Below are 20,362 nucleotides of genomic sequence, written 5' to 3' on the forward strand. Positions count from 1 at the left end.
AGCGGGCGGCGAGCCGATGGCCTCGCCTAGCCGGCCGTCTGGGGTTGCGTCGACTCGCTCGGGGTTTCCTTATCGTACATCACCACGCCCTCTTCCTCGATCATGGCGATGAATTCCGGGCCCAGTTCCGGATCGAAATGGCTGCCGATGCCCTGCCGGATGATGTTCAGGGCCTGGGAAAGCGGCATGGCCTCGCGGTAGTCGCGCTTGGAGGTGATCGCGTCGAACACGTCTCCCAGGGCCAAGATGCGACCACCGAAGGGAATCTCCTCGCCCGCCTGATTGTTGGGGTAGCCCTTGCCATCCCACTTTTCGTGGTGGGCCCCGGCCATGGCGGGAATGTGCCGCTGGGCTTCCGGGAAGTGGATGTTGTCGAGAATCTCCCGGGTGTGGACCACATGCCGCTTCATGATCTCGTACTCCTCATTGGTGAAGGAGCCGGGCTTCTTGAGAATCTCGTCGGGCGTGCCGATCTTGCCCACGTCGTGAAGCAGGCCTGCGATGCGGATGTTCTCCACCTCCTCCTCGGGCAAGCCGATACGGCGGGCCAGGCGCACGCTGTACTCCGTGACGCGCGCGGAGTGACCTGCCGTGAGGGGGTGCTTGGCGTCGATCGACGCGCCGAGCGCGTGGACGAAACTGTAGAAGGTCTTTTTGAGGTCGTCGGCCAGTTGCATCGTCTTGGCGTGCAACTTGGCATTTTCGATCGAGACGGAGGCGTGGCCGGCGATCGCCTTGAGCAATTCCAGGTCCTTCTCGCCGAAGGCATTCACGACGGCCTGACTGTCGACGTAGAGCAAGCCGATCACCTCGGCCTTGGCCACGATCGGCACGCACATCACCATGCGCAGGTTCAACGCCATGATCGATTGCTGGAATTGGAATTCCTCGTCGTTCAGCGCATCGGCGACGTTCTCCGCCTCGCCCGTCTGGAGCACCTTGGCGCAGATCGACTGGCTGACCTCGTGGTCCTGGTCCAGCGGCAGGCTGCTGCGGGTATCCCGCGCGGCGCGGCAGATCAGCTTGGAACCGCGATCCACCAGGAACAGGAAGCCCCGTTCGGCGCGCGACACCTCCAGGGTCATCTTCACAATCAGGTCGAGGACCTCTTCCATGTCCAGGGAACTGCTGATGGTCTTGCTGAGATGGTTCAGCATCTCCAGGCGTTTGCTCTTGTCGATCCACTCCTGATGCAAGCGGGCATTCTCGATTGCCCCGGCCGCCTGGGCCGCGAGGCTGAGCACCATTTCGAGATCGCTCGGCGTGAAGTTCTCGTTGACCGATTGCCGGTCGACGTAGATGGCGCCGACCACCTTGCCCTTGACGCGCATGGGGACGCAGATGACCGTGCGCAGATTGAGGTCGACCACCGACTGGCTCTGGTTAAAATTCTGGTCCGCAAGAGCGTCGAACACGCAGACCACCTCGCCCGTGCTGAGGACCTTCTCCGCGATCGACTTGGAGAACTGCCAGTCCAGCGGCGGCCGGCGATCGACATTGACGCGGCTGACCTGGGAGCGAATCTGGCCGTTCTCGAAGAACAGCAGGAAACCTCGCTCCGCCTCCGTCAGTTCCACGATCATGTCCACGGCCTGCTCCAGGATCTTGTCGAGGTCGTGCAGGTTGCTGACGGCCATCGAGAAGCGAATCAACTGCTCCATGCGGCGATTGCTGGCCTGCAGCTCGCTGATCTCTTGCGTCTGCACCGACACCGTCCGCGCCATGACGTCGTATTCCTGCACCAGCGAGGCGATGCGTCGCGCCTCGTTGGCCGCGGCACTGGCCGCGTGGCCGAGTTCACGGCCGATCCAGCTGGTGCGTTCCTCCATCGGGGCATCTTCGGGCATGGCAGGGGAGACCTCCGGAATGGGGCCGGCCACGGGGGCAGGCGCCGGTTCGCTGACAGTGGCGGTGGCGCGGGCCAGCTGGGCCCGTTCGGTGAAGGACAGGAACTGGTCACGTTCATCCGCAGAGAGCGGTTCGAGCAATTCGTTGAGCTTGGCCAGGGCCTGCTGGCACCAGCGTGCCGACCGCTTGGGGTCAGCATTGGCGCGGGCCATGCCGTGCGCGGCGATCGCCTCGGCCGCCGGCAACCCGAGATCGATGGCCATGTCGACCGCTTCCTGGAAGTAGCCGAGCGCTTCGGGGCGCTCTCCCTTGGCCAGGGCCCACTCCCCCATCAGCCGCTCGCACTCCATCCGCAGGTGGCGCATGCCAAGCTGGCGAGCCGCTTCTGCCGCCCGTGTCAGGCGCTCGCCGGCCGCATCCAGACGGTTTTCGGTCAGGTCGAGCCAGGCGAGCCCCTTTTCGGCACGCACCACCACGTGCGGCTCGTGCCCTTTCAGGCCATGCTCCTGAGCTCGCTCGAAATAGCTCCGGGCAGCGGGCGTCTCGCCCAGACGCGCGTGAATCTCGCCCATCAAGATCCAGAGCCGCGTCTCGATCTCGGTGTTGCCCGTGGAGACGACCAGGTCGCGCGCTTCCTGCGCCGCCCGCAAAGCGTCGTTCAGCCGGCCGAGGTAGAGCAGGGACTCGATCAAGTAAGGAATCATCGACGAGAGCACGTAGCCACTGGTTTCCCGTGCCTCCGCCTCGAAACCGCGCAGGCGTTGCAGCACCCCGGCCCCTTGGCCCCGGTACAGTTCAGCCAGACACACCAGCACCCCGGAATAGGGCATGGTGACCTTGTGGTGGACCTCCAGGGCGATCTTCCGGCAGTCCTCGGCCACGGCCTGCATGCGGGCAAAGTCGCCGCGTTCATGCAACACCAAGGCGTGGTTCAGCAGCGCCACGGCCAGGTCATCGGAACAACCCAGTTCGCGCATGATCTCCGCGTTGCGGACGGTCGCGGCCTCGGATTCCTTGAACATCCCGCTGTGCAGCAGCACGTTCGCCATCACCATGTAGGTGTAGCCCTCGCCGTACTTGTCGCCCACCGCCTGCTGCGTGTCGACGGCCGCGCGCAGGTGCGTCAAGCCCGCCTCGCGGGTGTCGGGGGAAAGCGTCAACAGGTAACCCAGCAAACAGGCGCTGCGCGCCCCGTAGAAGGACTCGCCCTCCGCCCGGCAGAAACGCACCCCCTCCTCGAACACCTCGCGGGCCCGGTCATTTTGGCCCAGGAAGAACAAGGCCCGGCCCAGATTCGAGAGCGCCCGCGCCTTGGCTCGCGTGGCCCCGATCTCCGTCGCGATGGCGATGCAGCGCTCGTTGAGTTGGGCTGAGCGCTGCAGATCTTCGGCGCCCCCCTTGAGCTGCGCGGAGTGGGCCAGATACACCAGAATTTCCAGGGACCGGGGCTTGTCACCAGCCTGTTCCGCCAAGGCCCTGGCCTGATCGAGGGTCTTGATCGCCATGTCGAGGTCATGGCGCACCTGGTACAAGTACCCAATCAATTGCAGATAATGGCTGCGCAGGTCTTCCGCCTCGGGCACGCTCTGCAACAAGGCCCAACCTGGTTCAATCAGCGCTCCGGCCATCTCGACGGAGTAGCGCAACAGGCCTTCCCCGGCCTTGAGGGCAAATCGGACCGCCTTCTCTCGCGCCTGACCGGCCAGATGGTGGCGTGCCACGGTGCTGAGCAGGTCGAGGTCGCCTTCTCCTTCCGGCGGCAACCGCTCTTCCAAGGCCTCGGCCACGCGGGTATGCAGGGCGGCCCGGGCGTCCGTGGCCAGGTTCTGGTACACCGCCTCCCGCATTTCACTGCCCACATAGGCATAGGCCACCCCATCCACCTGCAGGACGCGGGCCTGGCAAAGGTCATCCAGAACGTCCAACAACACGTCTTCAGACAGACCACTGAGCTGCTTCACCGTCCCGAAGGGCACGGGTTGCCCGAAGACGGCGATCAGGTCGAGCACCCCGCGCGCATCGGCGCCAATATCGGCCAGGCGAGCCAGGAACATCTCCGCGACATCGGACGGAAGTTGAGAGGTGGCCACCGTGGCCGGAAGATCCCACAGGCCCTTGGCCTTCCCGAACACCCCGGTGCGCACCAGATGCTCCAGCAGGCTGTTCAAGCGGGACGCCACCCCATCGGACCAGTCGGCCAGTTGCTGCACGAGGCTATCGGGAAGCGTCTTGGTGCCCAGCATGCTGCTGAGCATGGCTCGCACTTCGGACAGGTCGAAGGGCTTGACCTCCATCTTCTGGGCCGCAGTCGCTTCGGCGCGCCCGTGCGTGAACAGCAACAGCAGGGGCGTGCCCTGCAAGTTGCGCTGCAGGTAGGTGACGGTCTCGAGCGACAGCGGGTCCGCCAGGTCCCAGTCTTCAAAGACCAGCACGCCACCGCTCTGTTTCAGCGTCGCTGTCACCAGGTTGGTGATGGCGGACTGAATCAGCAGACGTTCCTGGTCCGGTTCCATCGCGGCCGGGGCCTCGGAGGCCTGGCCCAGTTCCGGCAGCAATTTCCGCAGCACCGGCGTCACGTCGGCCAGCACGGTCGGGCAGACCTCTCGTGCCCTGACGATGATGCCCTTGAGGATCTGAATGAAGGGCCCGTAGGGCAGCCGGGACGGGACGGCCCGCCCCAGGTAGTAGGGCACGTTTTCGAGCTGAACCGAGAAACGAAACTCCTCCAGCAGCCGGCTCTTACCGACGCCGGACAGACCAAACACGGCCAGGCTGGTGCCCTCGCCCCGCTGGATCAGGCTACCGAGCGCCGACTGCAGGGCGTCCAGCTCTGTGCGGCGCCCCACGAACTCGCTGGTGAGCAGCGTGGCATCCAGGCTCTCCTCCGTATCCACCCCCAGCGCCGCGAGCACCTCCGCCACAGCCTGGTAACGGGCCACGGGCTCTTTTTCGAGCATCCGCAACAGGATCGCCTGCAAGCCATCGGACACCGGCCCGCAAGCGCCCTTGAGCGGCGGCACCGGCGCCTGGGCATGCGCACGCAGCACCGCCACGGCGTTCTCGGAGGTGAACGGGGGATGGCCGGCCAGCAGGTGATAGGCCACAGCCCCCAGGGCGTAGATGTCGCTGCGCTGGTCGATCCGCCCCCCCTTGGCCACCTCGGGGGCCATGTAGGCAATCGTGCCCCGGATTGTTCCGTGGGCCGTTCCGGCCACGTCCACCAGGCCGAAGTCCATCAGCTTGACCACCCCGTCCGGTCGAATCCGGATGTTCTCGGGCTTCAAGTCGCCGTGCACGAAGCCCTGCTGGTGAATGAAGGAGAGGGCCAGGCAAAGCTGCCGCAGAATCGGCAGCACGTCGGCTTCCGGGAGCGGGAGCAGTTCGTCCAGCCCCTTGCCCTCCACCAGTTCCATGGTGAAGTAGGGCTTGCCATCGGGCAGCAGGCCAAAATCGAACACCTGGCAGTTGTTCGGGTGGCGGAAGCGGGACATGGCGCGGAATTCGCGTTTCATGAACAAGCCAGCGTTTTCGACCGCCGCGGCGTCCGCACCCGGCTTCGGGTTCAAAAGTTTGAGGGCCACGCGGTCCCCGCTGGTCTGGTCCTCGACCAGCAGCACCGAGCCCATGCCGCCTTCACCCAGGCTGGAAAGCGCCTTGTAGCGCGTGCCGACGTCCGCGAGTATGTCTGCCATCCCATTCGACCTGTTCAGGCGCACGGGTCTAGGTTCGTGCAACCAGAGGAATTCACCCAGGTCATATACCCGTGAGAGGCAGTTTAACCGCGCCGCTGCGATTTTCGTCGCGAGAGGCGACCTTGCGGGGTCAGAGCGGCAAGCCGGGCCAGAGCGGAGCCAGCAGCGCCGGAGCGAGCGGAGCCTCAGACGTGGCCGGCAAGGGCTCGGCGCCCTTGAAATCCTGTTCCAGGGCGCGGGCGAGCGCGCTGGCCAGCTCCGGTGCCTGCACCAGCACCCCCAATTCCCGGTTGTTGTTCATGGAATTGCTGGTGAAGTTGACCGATCCTGTATAGAAAGTGCCACCATCCACCTGAATGGCCTTGGCGTGCAAGTGCGGCTTGCGCTGGAAGAGCACCTCCACCCCGGCCGCGCGCCAGGCCCGCGCCACGTCCAGGTTCGATCGGTAAACGGGGTCTTGAGAGGGAGCGAGCCGGCGCAGGTCGGCCAGCAGGGCCCTCACCTTGACGCCTTCCTTGACCTTCGCGGCCAGCACGCTGTCGAGTTCCGGGTCGCCCGCCACCTCGACCTGCAGAAACACCTCGCGCCGGGCCGAGCGAATCAGCTCGAACAGCTTGGTCCGGCTGTTGTCCGGGCTCAGCACCAGGTCCGGGTCGGTCGGCGTATAGGCGCGCCGCTCCCAATCGGCCTCGAACAACGCGGCGATCGCCGCCACGTCAGAGGGTGAGCGGTCCTCCAGGATATACTCCCGCGCCCCTTTTCCCTCGGCATTCAAGCCACTTTTGGTGAAGTTGGCGGTAGAGACGAACGAAACCGTCTCATCCAGCGTGACCACCTTGGCGTGGGTGTAACGAAAGCGCGGATTGGTCCAGCGACACGCCACGCCAGCGTCGGTCAGGCGCTTGGCCGCGGCCCGATTGGTGGGCAGCGGGGCCCCCGGATTGCCTGGGTTGTAGGGCTTCTCCTCCAACAACACCTTGACCTCGACCCCGCGCTGGTGGGCGGCAATCAAGGCGTCGATCACGCCCGCGTGCGTCAGGATGTAAACCTGCAGTTTGATCGAGCGCTTGGCCGACGCCAAAGACTGCAGGAAAAAGGCATCCCGCTCATCTGGCATCACGTGCAGTTGGAGCCCGGTCGACGGTGACGACATCGGTGCCCGCATCACGCGCGCCGGAGCGATCGACGTCAGCTGTGACGGGGGAATCCGCCCGGCCCCGCACCCGAGCAGCAGCAGGGCGCAAGCGCTGGCGCCCAGCGATAGCCGCCGCATCAGTTGGCCGAAGGGCGATCGTAGACGCGGCCCCGGTACTTGATGTAGCCGCCCTCACCCCCCTTGGGGTCGTAGTGAGTCCAGTGCGCCACGTCGTAGGGGTTCGAGCGAATGTACTCGCACTTCACTTCCACCGGCTCACCGACCGCCACCGGCACCTTGGGCGCCAGTTCCAGGTTATGGGCCACCTTGATGTAACGGCCCTGCACTGACACCAGGAAATGCTGGTGACGATTCCCCAGATTGTCATCGGGGAGCAACTTGGTAACCGTCCCGTTCAGGACCTTCCAGTCCTTGTTCGCCCGCGAGGGGGGCTGCGTGTGCCCCTTCTTCTTCCGCAGGGCCTCCAGCGCCGAGGCCGAGGCGGAAACGCCCCAGCTGGCGCTGGCCGTTCCACAGCCTTGCAGGCCGAGCATCAGGGCAATGGTCAGAATAAAGGCCGGGTTTCGGTTCATCGATGGTGTCCCTCTCGGATTGAACTTCGGTGATCCCTGCGGTCTGCCTGCGTGGACAGAGGCGTTTTTTATTAAATTTAAATTATCTTATACTCAATCTTAACCAGCACAGTATACAAGCTCCTTCCCTGAGCAGCAAGAGGGCCCCACGCAATCGGCCCGTCCCCCCCGTTGACGGGACCCGGCGCGATGACCAGGGGCGTGCCCGCGGGAGCGAGCAGATGCGCTCCCCGATGGCGGGATGGCGCTCACCGGGCGTAGAGTCGCACCGTCTGCTGCACCGCCAGTCCGGCGAGCTTGCCGCCGCCCCCCGTGGCACGACTGGCCAACGCCAAGCGCACGAGCGCTTCACGCCCGGTCACCGGCCCCCCGATCAGGACCTCGAAGCCAAAGGGACGGTGTTCAGACGCCAGGGCATAGCGAGGGGTCTGCAACTGGCCACCCTGCAACAGGTCCACGGCGGGAACCGCGGGGGGCGACAACGCCGTGCCGTTGTTGAAGGCGACCATGGCCAGCGCCCGTCCGTCCTGAACGCCGAAGTGGATGGCCCCCCGATAATCACTGGCCGTCAGGCGCGAGGTGGCGGGGGAGAGGTCCGAGGCCCCGTCTCGCAGCAGTTGATAGAAACCGGCGGGCGTGAGGCCGGCGGTCGCGTCGGACACGCTGAGGTCGACCGCCCCGGCATAGGTCTGCCGCAATGTCGCCAATTTCTCGTCGAGATACAGGTCGGGCGCCGTGGCACCCGCGCGCACCCGGACGACCCAGGAGCGCACCTCCTCGTAATCGAGCACGGGCTGACTGGCCCAGCGCATGAGCGTGTAAGTATAGCCATCCACGGCGGGGTCACTGCCGCGCACCAGCGGCTCGCCTCCCGCCAGCGGCTTCTTGGCCAGGAAGTAAAAGTAGAACTTGTAAACGCTGAAACGATGGCTGTCAGTGCCGAACACCTGCGCCAGAGGCCCCTGGCCGGCAGGCAGCGCGGCGTCGTCCGCCACCGTGATGCCAGGTTCGACACAGACCATCCACAGGGCGTTGCCGACGCTGCCGGCGACACTGCCCCCCGAGGAGAAATTCGCCTCCGGCAGGAACTCGGGCAGCACCAGCTCGGTGGTCTCGACCTGCGGCGTCAACCCAGCGGCCAGGTAGGGGCGCAGATCCGTGCGCGCCAGCCAGCTGTTGGCCGCATCCCCCCTCGCAAAGACCTTGCGGACCGCCTTGAGACGCCGGAACAGTTCATCCAAGGCCTGGTCGCCGGTCTGCTTGATCTGGCTAGAGCCCACCGCCGCGTTCATGGTGGTGCTGGCTCCGAGGTAGGTGTTGATCAGGGTCCCACCCACGAACAGGGCGATCGCCGCGGCGAGCAAGACCTCGACCAGGGTGAAACCACCCGCGGCGAACCTAATAGAGCGAGACCGGAATTTCATGGAAGACATAATGCCCCGGTAGGGTGTAGGCGGCGGAGCCGTCCAGAGGATCGAGATCGCTGTGGCGATAGCCCTCGACGCGCAGTTGATAGGTGCCCGGCGTCAGTCCTGTTACATCCCAAGAGGCGGTAAAGGAAGGGGGGTAGCTTCCGGTCGGCTCAATCCCCGCTATATTTGGCGGAATTCCGGGCTCGGTTGCCCCATCGACGCTCAGGCCCCCGGATAGCGAGGCCGTTCGCCACTCGCCATCGGGTAGACGACGGAGCTTCACGAAACAGCGTACCTCAGCGGGGCCAGAGGAACCAGGTGGATAGACGGCCGGCAAGTCATACAGGGGGCTGTGAGGACGCCCATCCGAGCGAACCCATTTGGCATACACCTTGATGCTGGGAGAGGTTCCGGATATGGAGAATTTCTCCCCCCGCGTGGGACTGATCATCTTGATGCGGGGCAACAGTTTGATGTTGTACTGACCCAGATCCGGCAATCCGGAGGTTCGACCGCCATCCAGGTAAGTCGCCAGCATGCCGGCTACCGCCGTATCGAAGATGCGAGGCACCTCGCTCACGCTGTTCGGCACCAGGGTATTGGGGACCACCACGGCCTGCAAGTCGAACGGATAGGGCACCGCACTGGGGTTGGCGGGCGGTGATGCGTACCGGAGATACATCGGCGCCAAGGCCAGACCTGAGGTGGTATGGTCGTAGTAGGCCGCAGGCGCAGGGCTCCCGGTCAGCAAGGGCGCGGCGGTGGTGCGCGCAGCCGGGTAGAGCGCCAGCCCCCAATCATCGGGCGTGCTGCTGGGTTGAGGCGCGATGCCGAAGCGAGCCTGGCCCGCAGCCAGCACGGACAGGCCCAGCGAGTCGGCCCAGGCTCGGCCCGCCGTGGTCAACGATGCCGCCGCCGCGTCCCCGGCATCAAACACACTGACAGGCGCCCCGAGCAAGGCCGCCAGACCGGTCAACCCCACTTCCTTTCGGTTATGCGCGGGATTCCCGTCAGCGCGGGCATCCCAGCCCGTCGCATCGCCGATCGCCACTCGGCGATACAGCGAGGAGGAGAGATTGCCTTTGGTGGCCCATTCGGCCGTAAAACGCCCCGAGGGATAGAGTTCTCCCAACCAGGGAAGCGACAACCATTCACCCGGGTTGGCAGAGCGCACCAGACGGGTGCGCTCCCCGAACAATTCGTCGAACTCCTCAGGATTCGAACTCAAATAAGGAGCCGCCTCGGGCGACAGGCCGCTCACGCCGTCAATCGAGCCCGAAAGCGAAAATTCGCCCCCCAGCCCGATGTATCGGGCGGGAGCACCCGTCGGATTGACAAACACCACCCCATTGCGCAGCAAGGCCTCTCGCAACAGCCGGTAGAACAGTGGTGCATTGACATGCGAACCATTCCAGCTATCCGCCGAGTGAGAGAATGCCGTGTTGACGCTATCGGAGGCGGCGGTCCCCATCTCGGCGAGCTCGCCGCTGCTCAGGAAGGGGTTGGCCGGCGCCACGAACGTCGTGCTGTTGTTCACTCCGGAATAGACGGCTTGACCAGGCCGATAATCCTTCCAGAAGACGTTCAACAGCGGATTGGAGGGACTCTGATTGGCCTTGATTCGCAGGTCGAGATAGGGGCTGTGCCGCGGATCTCCCAGCAGCGAAATCTGATCTGTGGGAGGAACCCCCGCATAGCGCCCCCCTCCCGACCACCAGCCACCGTCAGAGGCCGCTCCGACATAGGCATAGGTGCGACTCACACTGGGCACACGCTCCTGCAGGCCCGCGTAGCCTGAACCGGTGGCCAGTTGAGTGACCACTTCAAAACGCCGCCCCGCCGCCGCCGCCAGCAGCGAGAGTTCAATGCCGATGCGCGCGGTGTTGCGTGGGCCGCGATAGTTCGGGTTGCTGCTCGCGGCCGTTGAGGGGGTTGGAGTCGGGGTCGGCGTTGGAGTTGGAGTCGGCGTCGGAGTTGGAGTTGGAGTCGGGGTCGGCGTCGGAGTTGGAGTCGGCGTCGGGGTCGGAGTTGGAGTCGGCGTCGGAGTCGGAGTCGGGCTCGGAGTGGGGGTGGGGGGGGGGTTATTGCCCCCCCCTTGGCCCCCGCCCTGGCCCCCGCCCTGGCCCCCGCCTGAGCCCCCGCCTTGCCCACCGCCCGGTTTGCCCTGAGCGAGTTGAAACGAATCCCCGCCGCCGCCGCCGCCTGCCGGCACGCCGGCATCCAGGAAGGGGAGCAGCGGGTCGGGGAAGTACTGCAAGCCGTGCAATTTGGCCTCTGCGCTGGCGTGGTCGATGCCGTAAACACTGCCGTCGTCCACGGTCTGCCGAGCGTCATAATCCAGATCGCTGACCTGAATGATCAGGTCGTCCCCGTCGAAGACCGGATCCGCGTCCCCCTCTCCGGCCGCAGGTGCCTCGCTGCCATGATGCGAGACACCGTCAGAATGGGCCGTCACGTGCGGCCCGCTGTGCTCGCCGCGCCCGGCGGCGCCTTCGCCAGCGAGGGTCGCGCCGGCTGCCAGCGCGGCGGCCGCAGCGGGTGGCCAGGCGGCAACCCGCACGTAACGTGTCCCCGCACCGGTGGTTCGCTCGCGCTGCACCGTCCAGATTTTCACGTCCTCGGCGGTGATGGTGCCATCGCCATTCTGGTCTTGCAGGTAGGGACGGATGCCCTTGATCACGATGCGCGCCTCGCTGGCGTGATGAAGGGACCCACTGTTCAGCCAGTCCGACTTGATGAAGCGGTTGGCATCCCCGGCGTCTGAGCTGGGATAGAACGTGTTTTCAGAGGTCGGCTGCCCATCCGCCATGAAGGGATGCACCAGCAAACGCAAGGGCTCATCGACTGGCGTGACCAGCTTGTAGGGATGGGTCACCAGGCGGCGCTCCTTGACGCGGGCATCGGAACTGGTATCACCAGGGTCCTTGGCCGCGTCGCTGTAATTGCGCAAGGGAACGACGGGCAACAATTCCCCGTGCAGATTGACGAGCACGGCCTGGGCATATTTCCCGGTGTCATCCCGCAGCATGTCCTCCAGCAACTGGCGATAACTCAGCGGACTGACATCAGGACCATCCGCCGCAGCACCCGTGGGGAGCTTCACCGTGCCGAAAGCCTCTTCGTCGGCCGTCGTGAACTCATCCGCGTAACGCACGGCGTGATTGAACTGATCGGCCATCGCATAATGGGTGTCATTGGCAGATTCAGCGATGGCACGACCGCGCAGATATCGCCCGCCGAAGGACTCGAGGTCGAGGTATCGCGGACTGTCGACCCCATCTTGAAGCCGCCCGGGATAAAAGTAGGTCCAGGCCATGGGGTCCGACTCGGCCCCATCCAGCGGTTTCTCATCATTGATGTAAGGCTGATACTGGGGGTCTCGCCCCTCACTCAGGCGCGTCACAAAATGAGTTCGGAATTGAAATCCCGGGTGCTGGGAGGCGAGTTTCGACAGCGCAGCGCTGAACACGGAGCGCGCCGCCGAGGGCGACGGGTAAAACGCCTCGGTGTCGTCCTTGCGGATCAGGTGGGGCAGGTTCTCGAGCGACAGGACATAAATGTCGATCACCTGGCGGGCCCCCAAGGCGAGGCCATCGGTGCGGACCACGTTCGAGACATCGACCAACGGCTCCCCGGCCGGCACGGATACTTGATCCGAAGTGTTGTGCCAAATCTTGACCGACACGAGATAGGCCTGAGAATCACCGGCCACCGACGTCACCGTGATGGCCCGCACGTATTTGTAGCGCTGTGTCCTCGCATCCTTTGGATTCGCGCTGAGGGAATCATCCGCGGACAGGCCAGGCAAGGTGGAGAGCACGAAGGATTGGCTGTTGTGAAATCGCAGGGGCGAAGTCGCGTTGGGGGCCGACCCCCCTCGCGAACTGATCTCCTCGATCATCTGCAGGCCCTTTTGCATGGCGAACGCACGGTCACGCTCGTTGACTCCAGCGCGAAGGCCGCTGGTGATGAACGCCCCCAAAGCCAGTAGAACCAAGCCGGTCACGGTCACGGAGATCAGGACTTCGATCAGATTGGCGCCACGGCGACCCAGCATCTACGTGCTTCCCCTACAAGGCCGGCACAGGTGGTTCGTCGAGCACCCGCACACTGGAATAATCGAGTCTGTAGCCTGCAATCGCGGCGAGGGCCGCATCCAGTTCCGCCTGAGAATAGCGCAGGGAGGCCTCACTCCCCACACGTCCCAGCAAAGTGACAGGTCCCCCCGCAACCACGCCGCCGAGCACCTGGGTCAGGTTGCGCTGAGTATAGGCCCCCGTGGTCACGATCAACCCTCGCCAGGCAATACCACCTGGCACGCTCAGGCCGTCAAGCGAAAGATCTCCCTCCACGAACAACAGACCGCTCCCCGCAAGAGGTTGGCTGGCGTCGAAGGTTGCTGAGCCTTTCAGATACAGAAAAACCTGGTCTGGAAGGTTGGCCGGCAAGGTCTCACTTGCCGTGAGGTCAACCACCGGGGTGGCCAGTCCCTGAATGGCGGCCAATTCGCCACTGCCGAAGAGTTCCCGCCATTGATTCGCCGCCACCCCGTCCACGTGCGTGACCAGGTTCGCATCTGACTGGCCGGCCAGCGGCGGCAACGCCGAGTTGCCGTAGTCGATGGTGCCGCTCTCGCTCACGCTGGCCGTCCGCAACCAGTAGGGGCGTCCCGTCCCATCCAGCACGTCGAGGCGCAACGCGGCGGTGCCATCCACCGCCGTCAGGCTGGTGGCACTGTTGGAGAAACCATAGAGCGCGGCCTCCCGGTAACGTGGATGGACGAGCGGCAACTCGGCCTCCACCGTGAGGCTACGCTTGCGTGGATCCGTGTCGAAGGTCAACCCGTCGGCCTGGCTGAACACGTAGGCGCGACATCGCACCAGCCAGACCTCGCCGGGCTGACGCCCGCGCTCCCGTCCGATGTCCCGGGCCACCCATGTCACCCCGCTGGCATAGCGGTCCGGATCGGCCGCGCCCGCTTGAGCGAGCCCATTTCGAGCAGGCGCGTCAGCCGAGCGTCCAATTTCGTAGCGGGCGTGAACCTGTCGGCTGGCATCCAGGACGTACTCGTTGACCAGCCCCAGTTGCTCCTCACCTTCCAAGGTGTCGGCCGTCTCATCCGGGTCGATCGAGCCGGAGGCCTTCGGGTCGAACATCGCCACCGGTTGGTAGGGCTGACGTTTCAGCCAGGCCAGGGCGTGGTTGACGCCCGTGAGGGCAACATTGAAGAGTTGGGTGTCTTGTCGGGCGCGCCGCCCCTGTTTCAAGGAATCCGTCAGGTACTGGGTGCCTGCCAAGATGAAGACCGTGGTGAGTGCCGCGAACAGGACCACCTCGAAGAGGCCAATTCCGGGCCGAGGGCGCTTCGGTGCCAACGGGCGAGCAGCAGCGGCCACTGTCCCAGCGTGGTGCATCCAGGCCAACAGGAAAGCACGCGTCAAGGGGCGCCGCAACACGGGTGTTTTCCCGAAAGCACAGTCATAAAAAAGATATTCCCGACAAGGAGCAGGCACTCACGCCGTCCGGCGCGCGCGTCACCCGCCCGGTGGGGACATCAAGCGCCCGTTGAACAGTTCCATCGCGAGCCGGATCGCGCTGTCTTCGTGCGGGAGAGGCGCCTCGGTCTGTCCCCTGGCAGCCGCGGGACCCGAGGCAACGGGGCCTGTCTCGAGCGGCGGGTCGTGCGCCACGTCATCATCCCACGCGGAGGGGGCATCGGGGGGTTGATAGTCGAAGGTCTCCTCGGGCGGGGCCGCCGTTGAAGGAGGGGCCGCCACCGGCCTGGCCGGGGTCACCCCCGGCGCCGCGGGGGGGGCAGACGTTTCACGCGGAGGGGGTGCCGCGGGCCTCGCAATGGGGACGGGCGCAGCCGGGGCGGGAGGCAGCGGCGTGGCCGAGGGAGCCGATGGCGAGGGGGCGGCACGCGAGGCTTCCTGCGTGTCGATCCGCAGATACGCGTCGGGGCCGAACACCGCCCTGATCGCCTCCACCAGCAAGGTCTTCTTGGGCGCTTGGCGGTCGAACTGGTCCTTGAATGGCTTGGCCATGCGCAGCACCACCGCCCCGTCACCCTCCCACGCGGCGATCGCCACCTTCTGCGCCAGCAAGGCGGCCGTGGGGACGCTGCGCGCCCGCACGTAGGCCTGAACCGAATCCCAGGCGCCGGGCGGGACCGCTCGGCTCCCCCCCGCGAGGGACCCGGGCGAGCGCGGGGGCGCCGCCGGCGGTGGATTCACGGCAGGTGGCTGGGGCGCCTGCGAGGCCCCACCGGGTAACACCGCCAGCGGGGGGCGCGGGGGCAACCCGCCCGCCCCATCGTCTGGCGCCGGAGGCGGCGAAGCCGTCGGCCGTCCTGACGGGCCCGCGTCTGAGCCCTCCCCGGGCGCAGGGGCCCCCTCGGCGCTGGGCGTGGGCGCTGGGGGGGGGGCGGCGGCCGGCACGGACGCGGACGCCAAGGGCGACGCCGCGACGGTCGCGGGCGCCGGAGACTCAGGCCGCGAGGCCGGCTCAGGGGGCGCGGCCTCCGAATCCGAACTGGCTGCGCGAGCGGGGGGAGGTGGCGCCGCGGCCGGAGAAGCCTGGGGCGCAGGTGGCCGAGACACGCTCGGTCGGGCAGGCGCAGCGGGGCCTCGGGGGACCCCGCCGGTCAACGCCGCCTCGAGCGCCTCGACCCGGCCCGCCAGTTCCAACAGGCTCGGAATGGCCGGTCGGCTCGCCAGGCGAATCAGGCCCAGCTCAAGCCAGATGGCCTGCTGAGGAGAACGGCGCAGCAGACCGTCGGTCTCGTTCAGGCTTTCAAGCATCCAGGCCAGCTCCGGCAACGAGACACGCGCCGCTTGGGCCCGCAAGGTTTGCTGCTGCGACAGCGGCACCTCCAACTCGTTGGCACGCTCTGGGGCCGCAAGCAGCACCATCAAGTGGCGAAAATGGTTCATCAGTTCCCGCACGATCGCCCCGTGATCGTGTCCGGCCGCCAGCAGGCTGGCCGCCACGGTCAGCGCATCGGGGATGGCGGCGCCGATCAGGGCCTCCCCCAAGGTCGCCACCTCCTCGCCGCCCACCAGGCCCAGGCCCTGATTGACGCGAGCCAGCGTGAGCGTCTCGCCGCCCAGGCCCGCCGCCAGCTGGTCGAGCAGGCTCAACGCATCGCGCAGGCCCCCCTGCGCGCGCCGGGCGATCGCCTCGAGGGCGGCCGGTTCCGCGGCGATCGCCTCCGCCTGCGCCACTTGCGCCAGCCTCGCCACGAGGGCCGCCAGGGGAATCCGGCCAAAGTCGAACCGCTGGCAGCGCGAGACGATCGTCGGCAACACCTTGTGAGGGTCGGTGGTCGCCAGGATGAACATCACGTGAGGCGGCGGCTCTTCCAGCGTTTTCAGCAGGGCGTTGAAGGCCCCCTGAGACAGCATGTGGACCTCGTCGATGATATACACCTTGCTGCGTCCCAGCACCGGCGCCAGCGCCACGCGATCCTGCAGGTCCCGGATGTTGTCGACCCCGTTGTTGCTGGCCGCGTCAATCTCGATCACGTCGAGGTGCGCGCCGGCCGTGATATCGCGGCAATTCGGACAAGCCCCGCAAGGCGTCGCGGTTGGGCCCTCCTGGCAGTTGACCGACTTGGCCAGGATCCTGGCCACCGATGTTTTGCCCGTCCCGCGTGGCCCGCAGAAGAGGTAGGCGTGGGCCAGACGGCTCTGGGCCAGCGCCCGGCTCAACGTGCTCGCCACCGCCTCCTGGCCCACCAGGTCGGCAAAGGTCCCGGGACGGTATTTGCGATACAGGGCAAGGTAGGGGGTCATGAGGGCATTGTAGCCGATCCGGCCAACCCACGCGGACAGGCAGATCGTTGGCGGCACGTTGAGAGGCCGGCAACGATCTGCCTGAGCGAACGGGCCGGCCGCGCCAGCCGAAGGTCAGAGCTCGACGACTTTGATGTCGAAGAAGCCCGGCAGGGCCCGAATCTGGTCAATGACCGGTTCCGGCACGGTCTGGTCCAGGTTCAAGACCATCAGCGCCGGGCCACTGACCGCCCGCCGCCCCAGCTGCATGCCGAAGATGTTGAGCTGATGGGTGCCAAGCAAGGTGCCCAGCTTGCCCACCGAGCCCGGCACATCCTGGTGCGGCGCGAAGAGCAGCACGCCGCGTAGGAACAGGTTGAAGGCGTAGTCGTCGACCTGCACGATCGTCGGCAGGTCGGCGTGCAGCAGGGTCCCGGCCACCACCCGCTCGCGCGTCGGCGTGCGCACCTGAACCCGCACCAGGCCGACATAGTCATCGGCATCGGCGGCCCGCACCTCCGTCACCTGAATGCCGCGCTCCTTGGCCAGGAAACTGGCGTTGACGAAGTTGACGCCTTCCGCCAGGGCCGGTGTCAGCAGGCCTTTCAGCAGGGCATTGGAGAGGGGCCGCGATTCCACGTCGGCCAGATCCCCGGCATAGGTGATGGTTACGGCCTCGATCGGCCCCTCGGCGAGTTGCGCCGCCACCACGCCCAGCTTTTCCACCAGGGCCATGGTCGGCTTGAGCGAGGCCATGACCTCCGCCCGCAGATTGGGAATGTTGACCGCGCTACGGGCTTCGCCCCCGCCCAGAACCTCGGCGATCTGTTCCGCCACGTCGATCGCCACGTTGAGCTGGGCCTCCTCGGTGCTCGCACCCAAGTGGGGCGTGAGCAGGACCTTGTCCCCCATGGCCCGCAACGCCTCGTTGACGAGCGGTTCCTGGGCGAACACATCCAGCGCCGCACCCGCCACCTGGCCACTCTCAAGGGCCGCCACCAGCGCCGCTTCATCGATGATGCCCCCGCGCGCGCAGTTCACGATGCGCAGGCCCCGGCGCGCCTTCGCCAGCATGTCGGCGTTGATCAGGTTGGTCGTTTCGGGTGTCTTCGGCACATGCAAGGTCAGGAAATCCGCCTGAGCCACAACCTCCTCAACGCTTGCCAGCGTGCAGCCCAGCTCCGCCGCGCGCTCGGGCGTCACGAACGGGTCATAGGCCACGATGCGCATGCCCGCCGCGCGGGCCACGTTGGCCACGTGCGAGCCGATCTTGCCCAGACCGATCACCCCGAGGGTTTTCTGGAACAGCTCGGTGCCCGTGAACTGACTGCGCTTCCACTCGCCTCGCTTGGTCGAGGCATCCGCGGGCGCCACGTGCCGGGCCAGGGCGAACAGCAGGGCCAAGGTATGCTCGGCCGCAGCGATCGTGTTGCCGCCAGGCGAGTTGACCACCACCACCCCGCGCCGGGTCGCGGCCGGCACGTCGATGTTGTCGACCCCCACGCCGGCGCGCCCGATGATGCGGAGCTTGTGCGCCGCCTCGATCAACTCGGCCGTCACCTTCGTCTGCGACCGCACCATCCAAGCGTCATATTCGCCCACCACGGCTTTGAGTTGCTCCGGGGTCAGGTCCGTGCGCACGTCGAGCTCCGCCACGCCCTCCAGGGCGGACAGGCCGCTGGCCTCGATCGGGTCGCTCACCAGCACCCGCGGCAGGGCCCGCACCGGCGCCACTGCCTGGGCCGTGGTCATCATCGCATCTGTCATGTCGGTCTCCTTCGAATCAGGCGCTTGCGCCCGTCACACCCGCGTCGCCGTCTCGCGCTCTCCCACCCCGAGCAAGCTGGCCTGCGCCGCACGCACTCCCGCACCCAGCGGAACCGCGGCACCAAGGCGGTGGCAGACGACCTCCAGGGCCGCCAGCACCGTGAGCATGTCGAGCGGTTGGTAGAAGCCCAGGTGACCGATGCGGAAGATCTTGCCCGCCATCTTGCCCTGGCCCCCCGCCAGCACCAGGCCAAACTGCTCCTGAACGGCCTTACGCAGCTGCTCGGCATCAATCCCCGCAGGCGGATAAACCGCCGTCACGGAGCGACTGGCGATATCGTCACGGGTCACCACCGGATGCAGCCCGAGCGCCGCCAGACCGGCCCGCAACATGCGCGTCATCGTTTCATGGCGCTCGAACAGCGCGTCCAGTCCTTCCCCGCGCATGATGCCGAAGGCCTCGTACAGGCCGTAAATCTGGGGCAGCGCCGGGGTCCAGGGCGTCTGGTTCTTCGCATCGAACTGCTTGTGCTGGGTGAAATCGAAATAGTAGCGTGGCGCCGTGGCCGTCTCGTGGGCCTTCCAGGCCCGCGCGGAGACGGAGGCCATCGCCAGACCCGGCGGAATCATGAAGGCCTTCTGAGAACCCGTCACCACGATATCGAGATCCCAGGCGTCCACCGGCAGGGGCACGACGCCCAGGCTGCTGACGGCATCCACCAGAATCAGGATGTCGGGATTGGCGCGGCGGGCAGCCCGGGCGATCGCCTCGAGCGGCTGCATGACGGCCGTGGAGGTCTCGTTGTGCGTCACCAGCAGGACCTTGAAGGCCCCCGTCGCGAGCGCCGCCTCGATCGCCTCGGGAGCAAAGGCCTCACCGTATTCCACGCTCATCCGGGTCACCTTGCCGCCAAACCGCTCGGCCATGTCGGCAAAGCGAGCCCCAAATTCCCCGGCGACCAGCGCCAGCACCTGATCGCCCGCGCTGAGAACGTTGGAGACGGCGGCCTCCAGGCCCCCGGTACCCGAGCTGGCACCCAGCAACAACACATCCCCTTCGGTCTGGAAGAGCCAGCGAATGCCATCGATGCAGGCGCGGTACATCGCACCGAACTCAGGGCCACGGTGATTGATCATCGGGCGCCCCAGCACCTGACTCACCCCCGGCGGGATGGGCGTCGGGCCCGGCAACATCAAACGCATATGTTCACGCATGTGTTCGTTCACGGAAACATCCTCAATACATCCCACCCGTGAGGACCCAGTCAGGGCCTCACGGGGACCATTATGCCACGTCGAGAAAACGAGCGACACGCCAGGCCGGCCAGGAACGTGGCGTGCAAGGCGGGCCACAAGTCACGCGAGGGCGTTCTGTGGTTCGAGCTGACGCTTCAGACGAATCGATGCCTGATTCAGTGGGTGTTGGTTCCGGCAGGTTGCTCGCCGATGGCACGAGGGTTTCGACGTCCGGCCCACTCGCGGTTGTAAGCCTCCAGCGCCTGGTCGAGCAACGCCTCGTTCGAGTGCGCCGTCGCAGCGGCCCCAGCCCAGAAGCCAAAGCCCGCCAGGGCCGTCAGGGCGGTGGCCACGAAAAAAATCGGCTGCATCTCGCGCGTGGCATTGGTCAGATTATAAGCCAGTCCCCCCGCGGTACCCGCGAGCCCCCCCAACCCGACCAGTGCCCCGATCCGGGCGAAGCCGGTGGTGTGACCGGCCATTTCCTGATAGCGCGTCAGATAGCTGGCCCCCGCGGCCGACACCGCGACCAGGTCCCAGACGGCCGGAGACACACCGTGATTCGGCCAGATCCAGTCCGTGACCGGATGGCTGCCAAGGCCATAAAAGACGCTACTCTCCTGGCCCGCGACCCGAAACCAGTGGCCCCCGCGGCTGCCGCGCTCCCCATCCGCCACGAACACGGTGCCGTTGTCAAAGGTCACGTACTCGCCGCGTTCCAGATAGGCACTGGGGCGCACATCCGAGGCCCAGGAGGGCTGCGGTGCCGACGCAACCAGCGCACCCGCCAGCCCCACGCGAAGGCAAACAAGCCCCGTGCGGCCAGCCTTGGGGAGCCACCAAGCCTGCGAGCGAGTGGCCCGCGTCGTTCGGTTCAACATAACGCCTCATTATACGGGTTTTC

Annotated in this window: 10 protein-coding genes; all 10 read right to left on the bottom strand. The window is 66.2% G+C overall.

The features are described from left to right. Window positions 1-26: 26 nt before the first annotated feature. Window positions 27-5,540, bottom strand: a complete 5,514-nt coding sequence (locus VKP62_07525) for an HD domain-containing phosphohydrolase (GenBank protein MEB3197040.1) — start codon at window positions 5,538-5,540, stop codon at window positions 27-29. Window positions 5,541-5,670: 130 nt separating this feature from the next. Beyond that, complete coding sequence (locus VKP62_07530) at window positions 5,671-6,693, bottom strand: phospholipase D-like domain-containing protein (protein MEB3197041.1); 1,023 nt, start codon at window positions 6,691-6,693, stop codon at window positions 5,671-5,673. 119 nt (window positions 6,694-6,812) lie between these two features. Then, complete coding sequence (locus tag VKP62_07535) at window positions 6,813-7,268, bottom strand: DUF3465 domain-containing protein (protein MEB3197042.1); 456 nt, start codon at window positions 7,266-7,268, stop codon at window positions 6,813-6,815. A 248-nt stretch (window positions 7,269-7,516) separates the two neighbouring features. Continuing rightward, window positions 7,517-8,701: a hypothetical protein gene (locus VKP62_07540; protein MEB3197043.1), complete on the bottom strand. Its 1,185-nt coding sequence runs from the start codon at window positions 8,699-8,701 to the stop codon at window positions 7,517-7,519. Next, the gene (locus tag VKP62_07545) at window positions 8,667-12,737 is read right to left on the bottom strand and encodes a hypothetical protein (GenBank protein ID MEB3197044.1); all 4,071 of its coding nucleotides are present in this window, start codon (window positions 12,735-12,737) and stop codon (window positions 8,667-8,669) included. Before VKP62_07545 ends, VKP62_07540 begins: the two co-directional genes overlap by 35 nt. A gap of 13 nt (window positions 12,738-12,750) precedes the next feature. Further along, the gene (locus VKP62_07550) at window positions 12,751-14,136 is read right to left on the bottom strand and encodes a hypothetical protein (GenBank protein ID MEB3197045.1); all 1,386 of its coding nucleotides are present in this window, start codon (window positions 14,134-14,136) and stop codon (window positions 12,751-12,753) included. A gap of 78 nt (window positions 14,137-14,214) precedes the next feature. Beyond that, window positions 14,215-16,476, bottom strand: coding sequence for a DNA polymerase III subunit gamma/tau (gene dnaX, locus VKP62_07555; protein MEB3197046.1), 2,262 nt, complete (start codon window positions 16,474-16,476; stop codon window positions 14,215-14,217). A gap of 114 nt (window positions 16,477-16,590) precedes the next feature. Further along, window positions 16,591-18,171: a phosphoglycerate dehydrogenase gene (gene serA / locus VKP62_07560; protein MEB3197047.1), complete on the bottom strand. Its 1,581-nt coding sequence runs from the start codon at window positions 18,169-18,171 to the stop codon at window positions 16,591-16,593. Between the two features lie 84 nt (window positions 18,172-18,255). Beyond that, window positions 18,256-19,449: an alanine--glyoxylate aminotransferase family protein gene (locus VKP62_07565; GenBank protein MEB3197048.1), complete on the bottom strand. Its 1,194-nt coding sequence runs from the start codon at window positions 19,447-19,449 to the stop codon at window positions 18,256-18,258. A gap of 185 nt (window positions 19,450-19,634) precedes the next feature. Next, a complete protein-coding gene (locus VKP62_07570) occupies window positions 19,635-20,339 on the bottom strand; it encodes a hypothetical protein (protein MEB3197049.1) in 705 nt (234 codons plus the stop codon). Between the last annotated feature and the right edge of the window lie 23 nt (window positions 20,340-20,362).

It is taken from the genome of Candidatus Sericytochromatia bacterium, assembly GCA_035285325.1.
Taxonomy (GTDB): domain Bacteria; phylum Cyanobacteriota; class Sericytochromatia; order S15B-MN24; family JAQBPE01; genus JAYKJB01.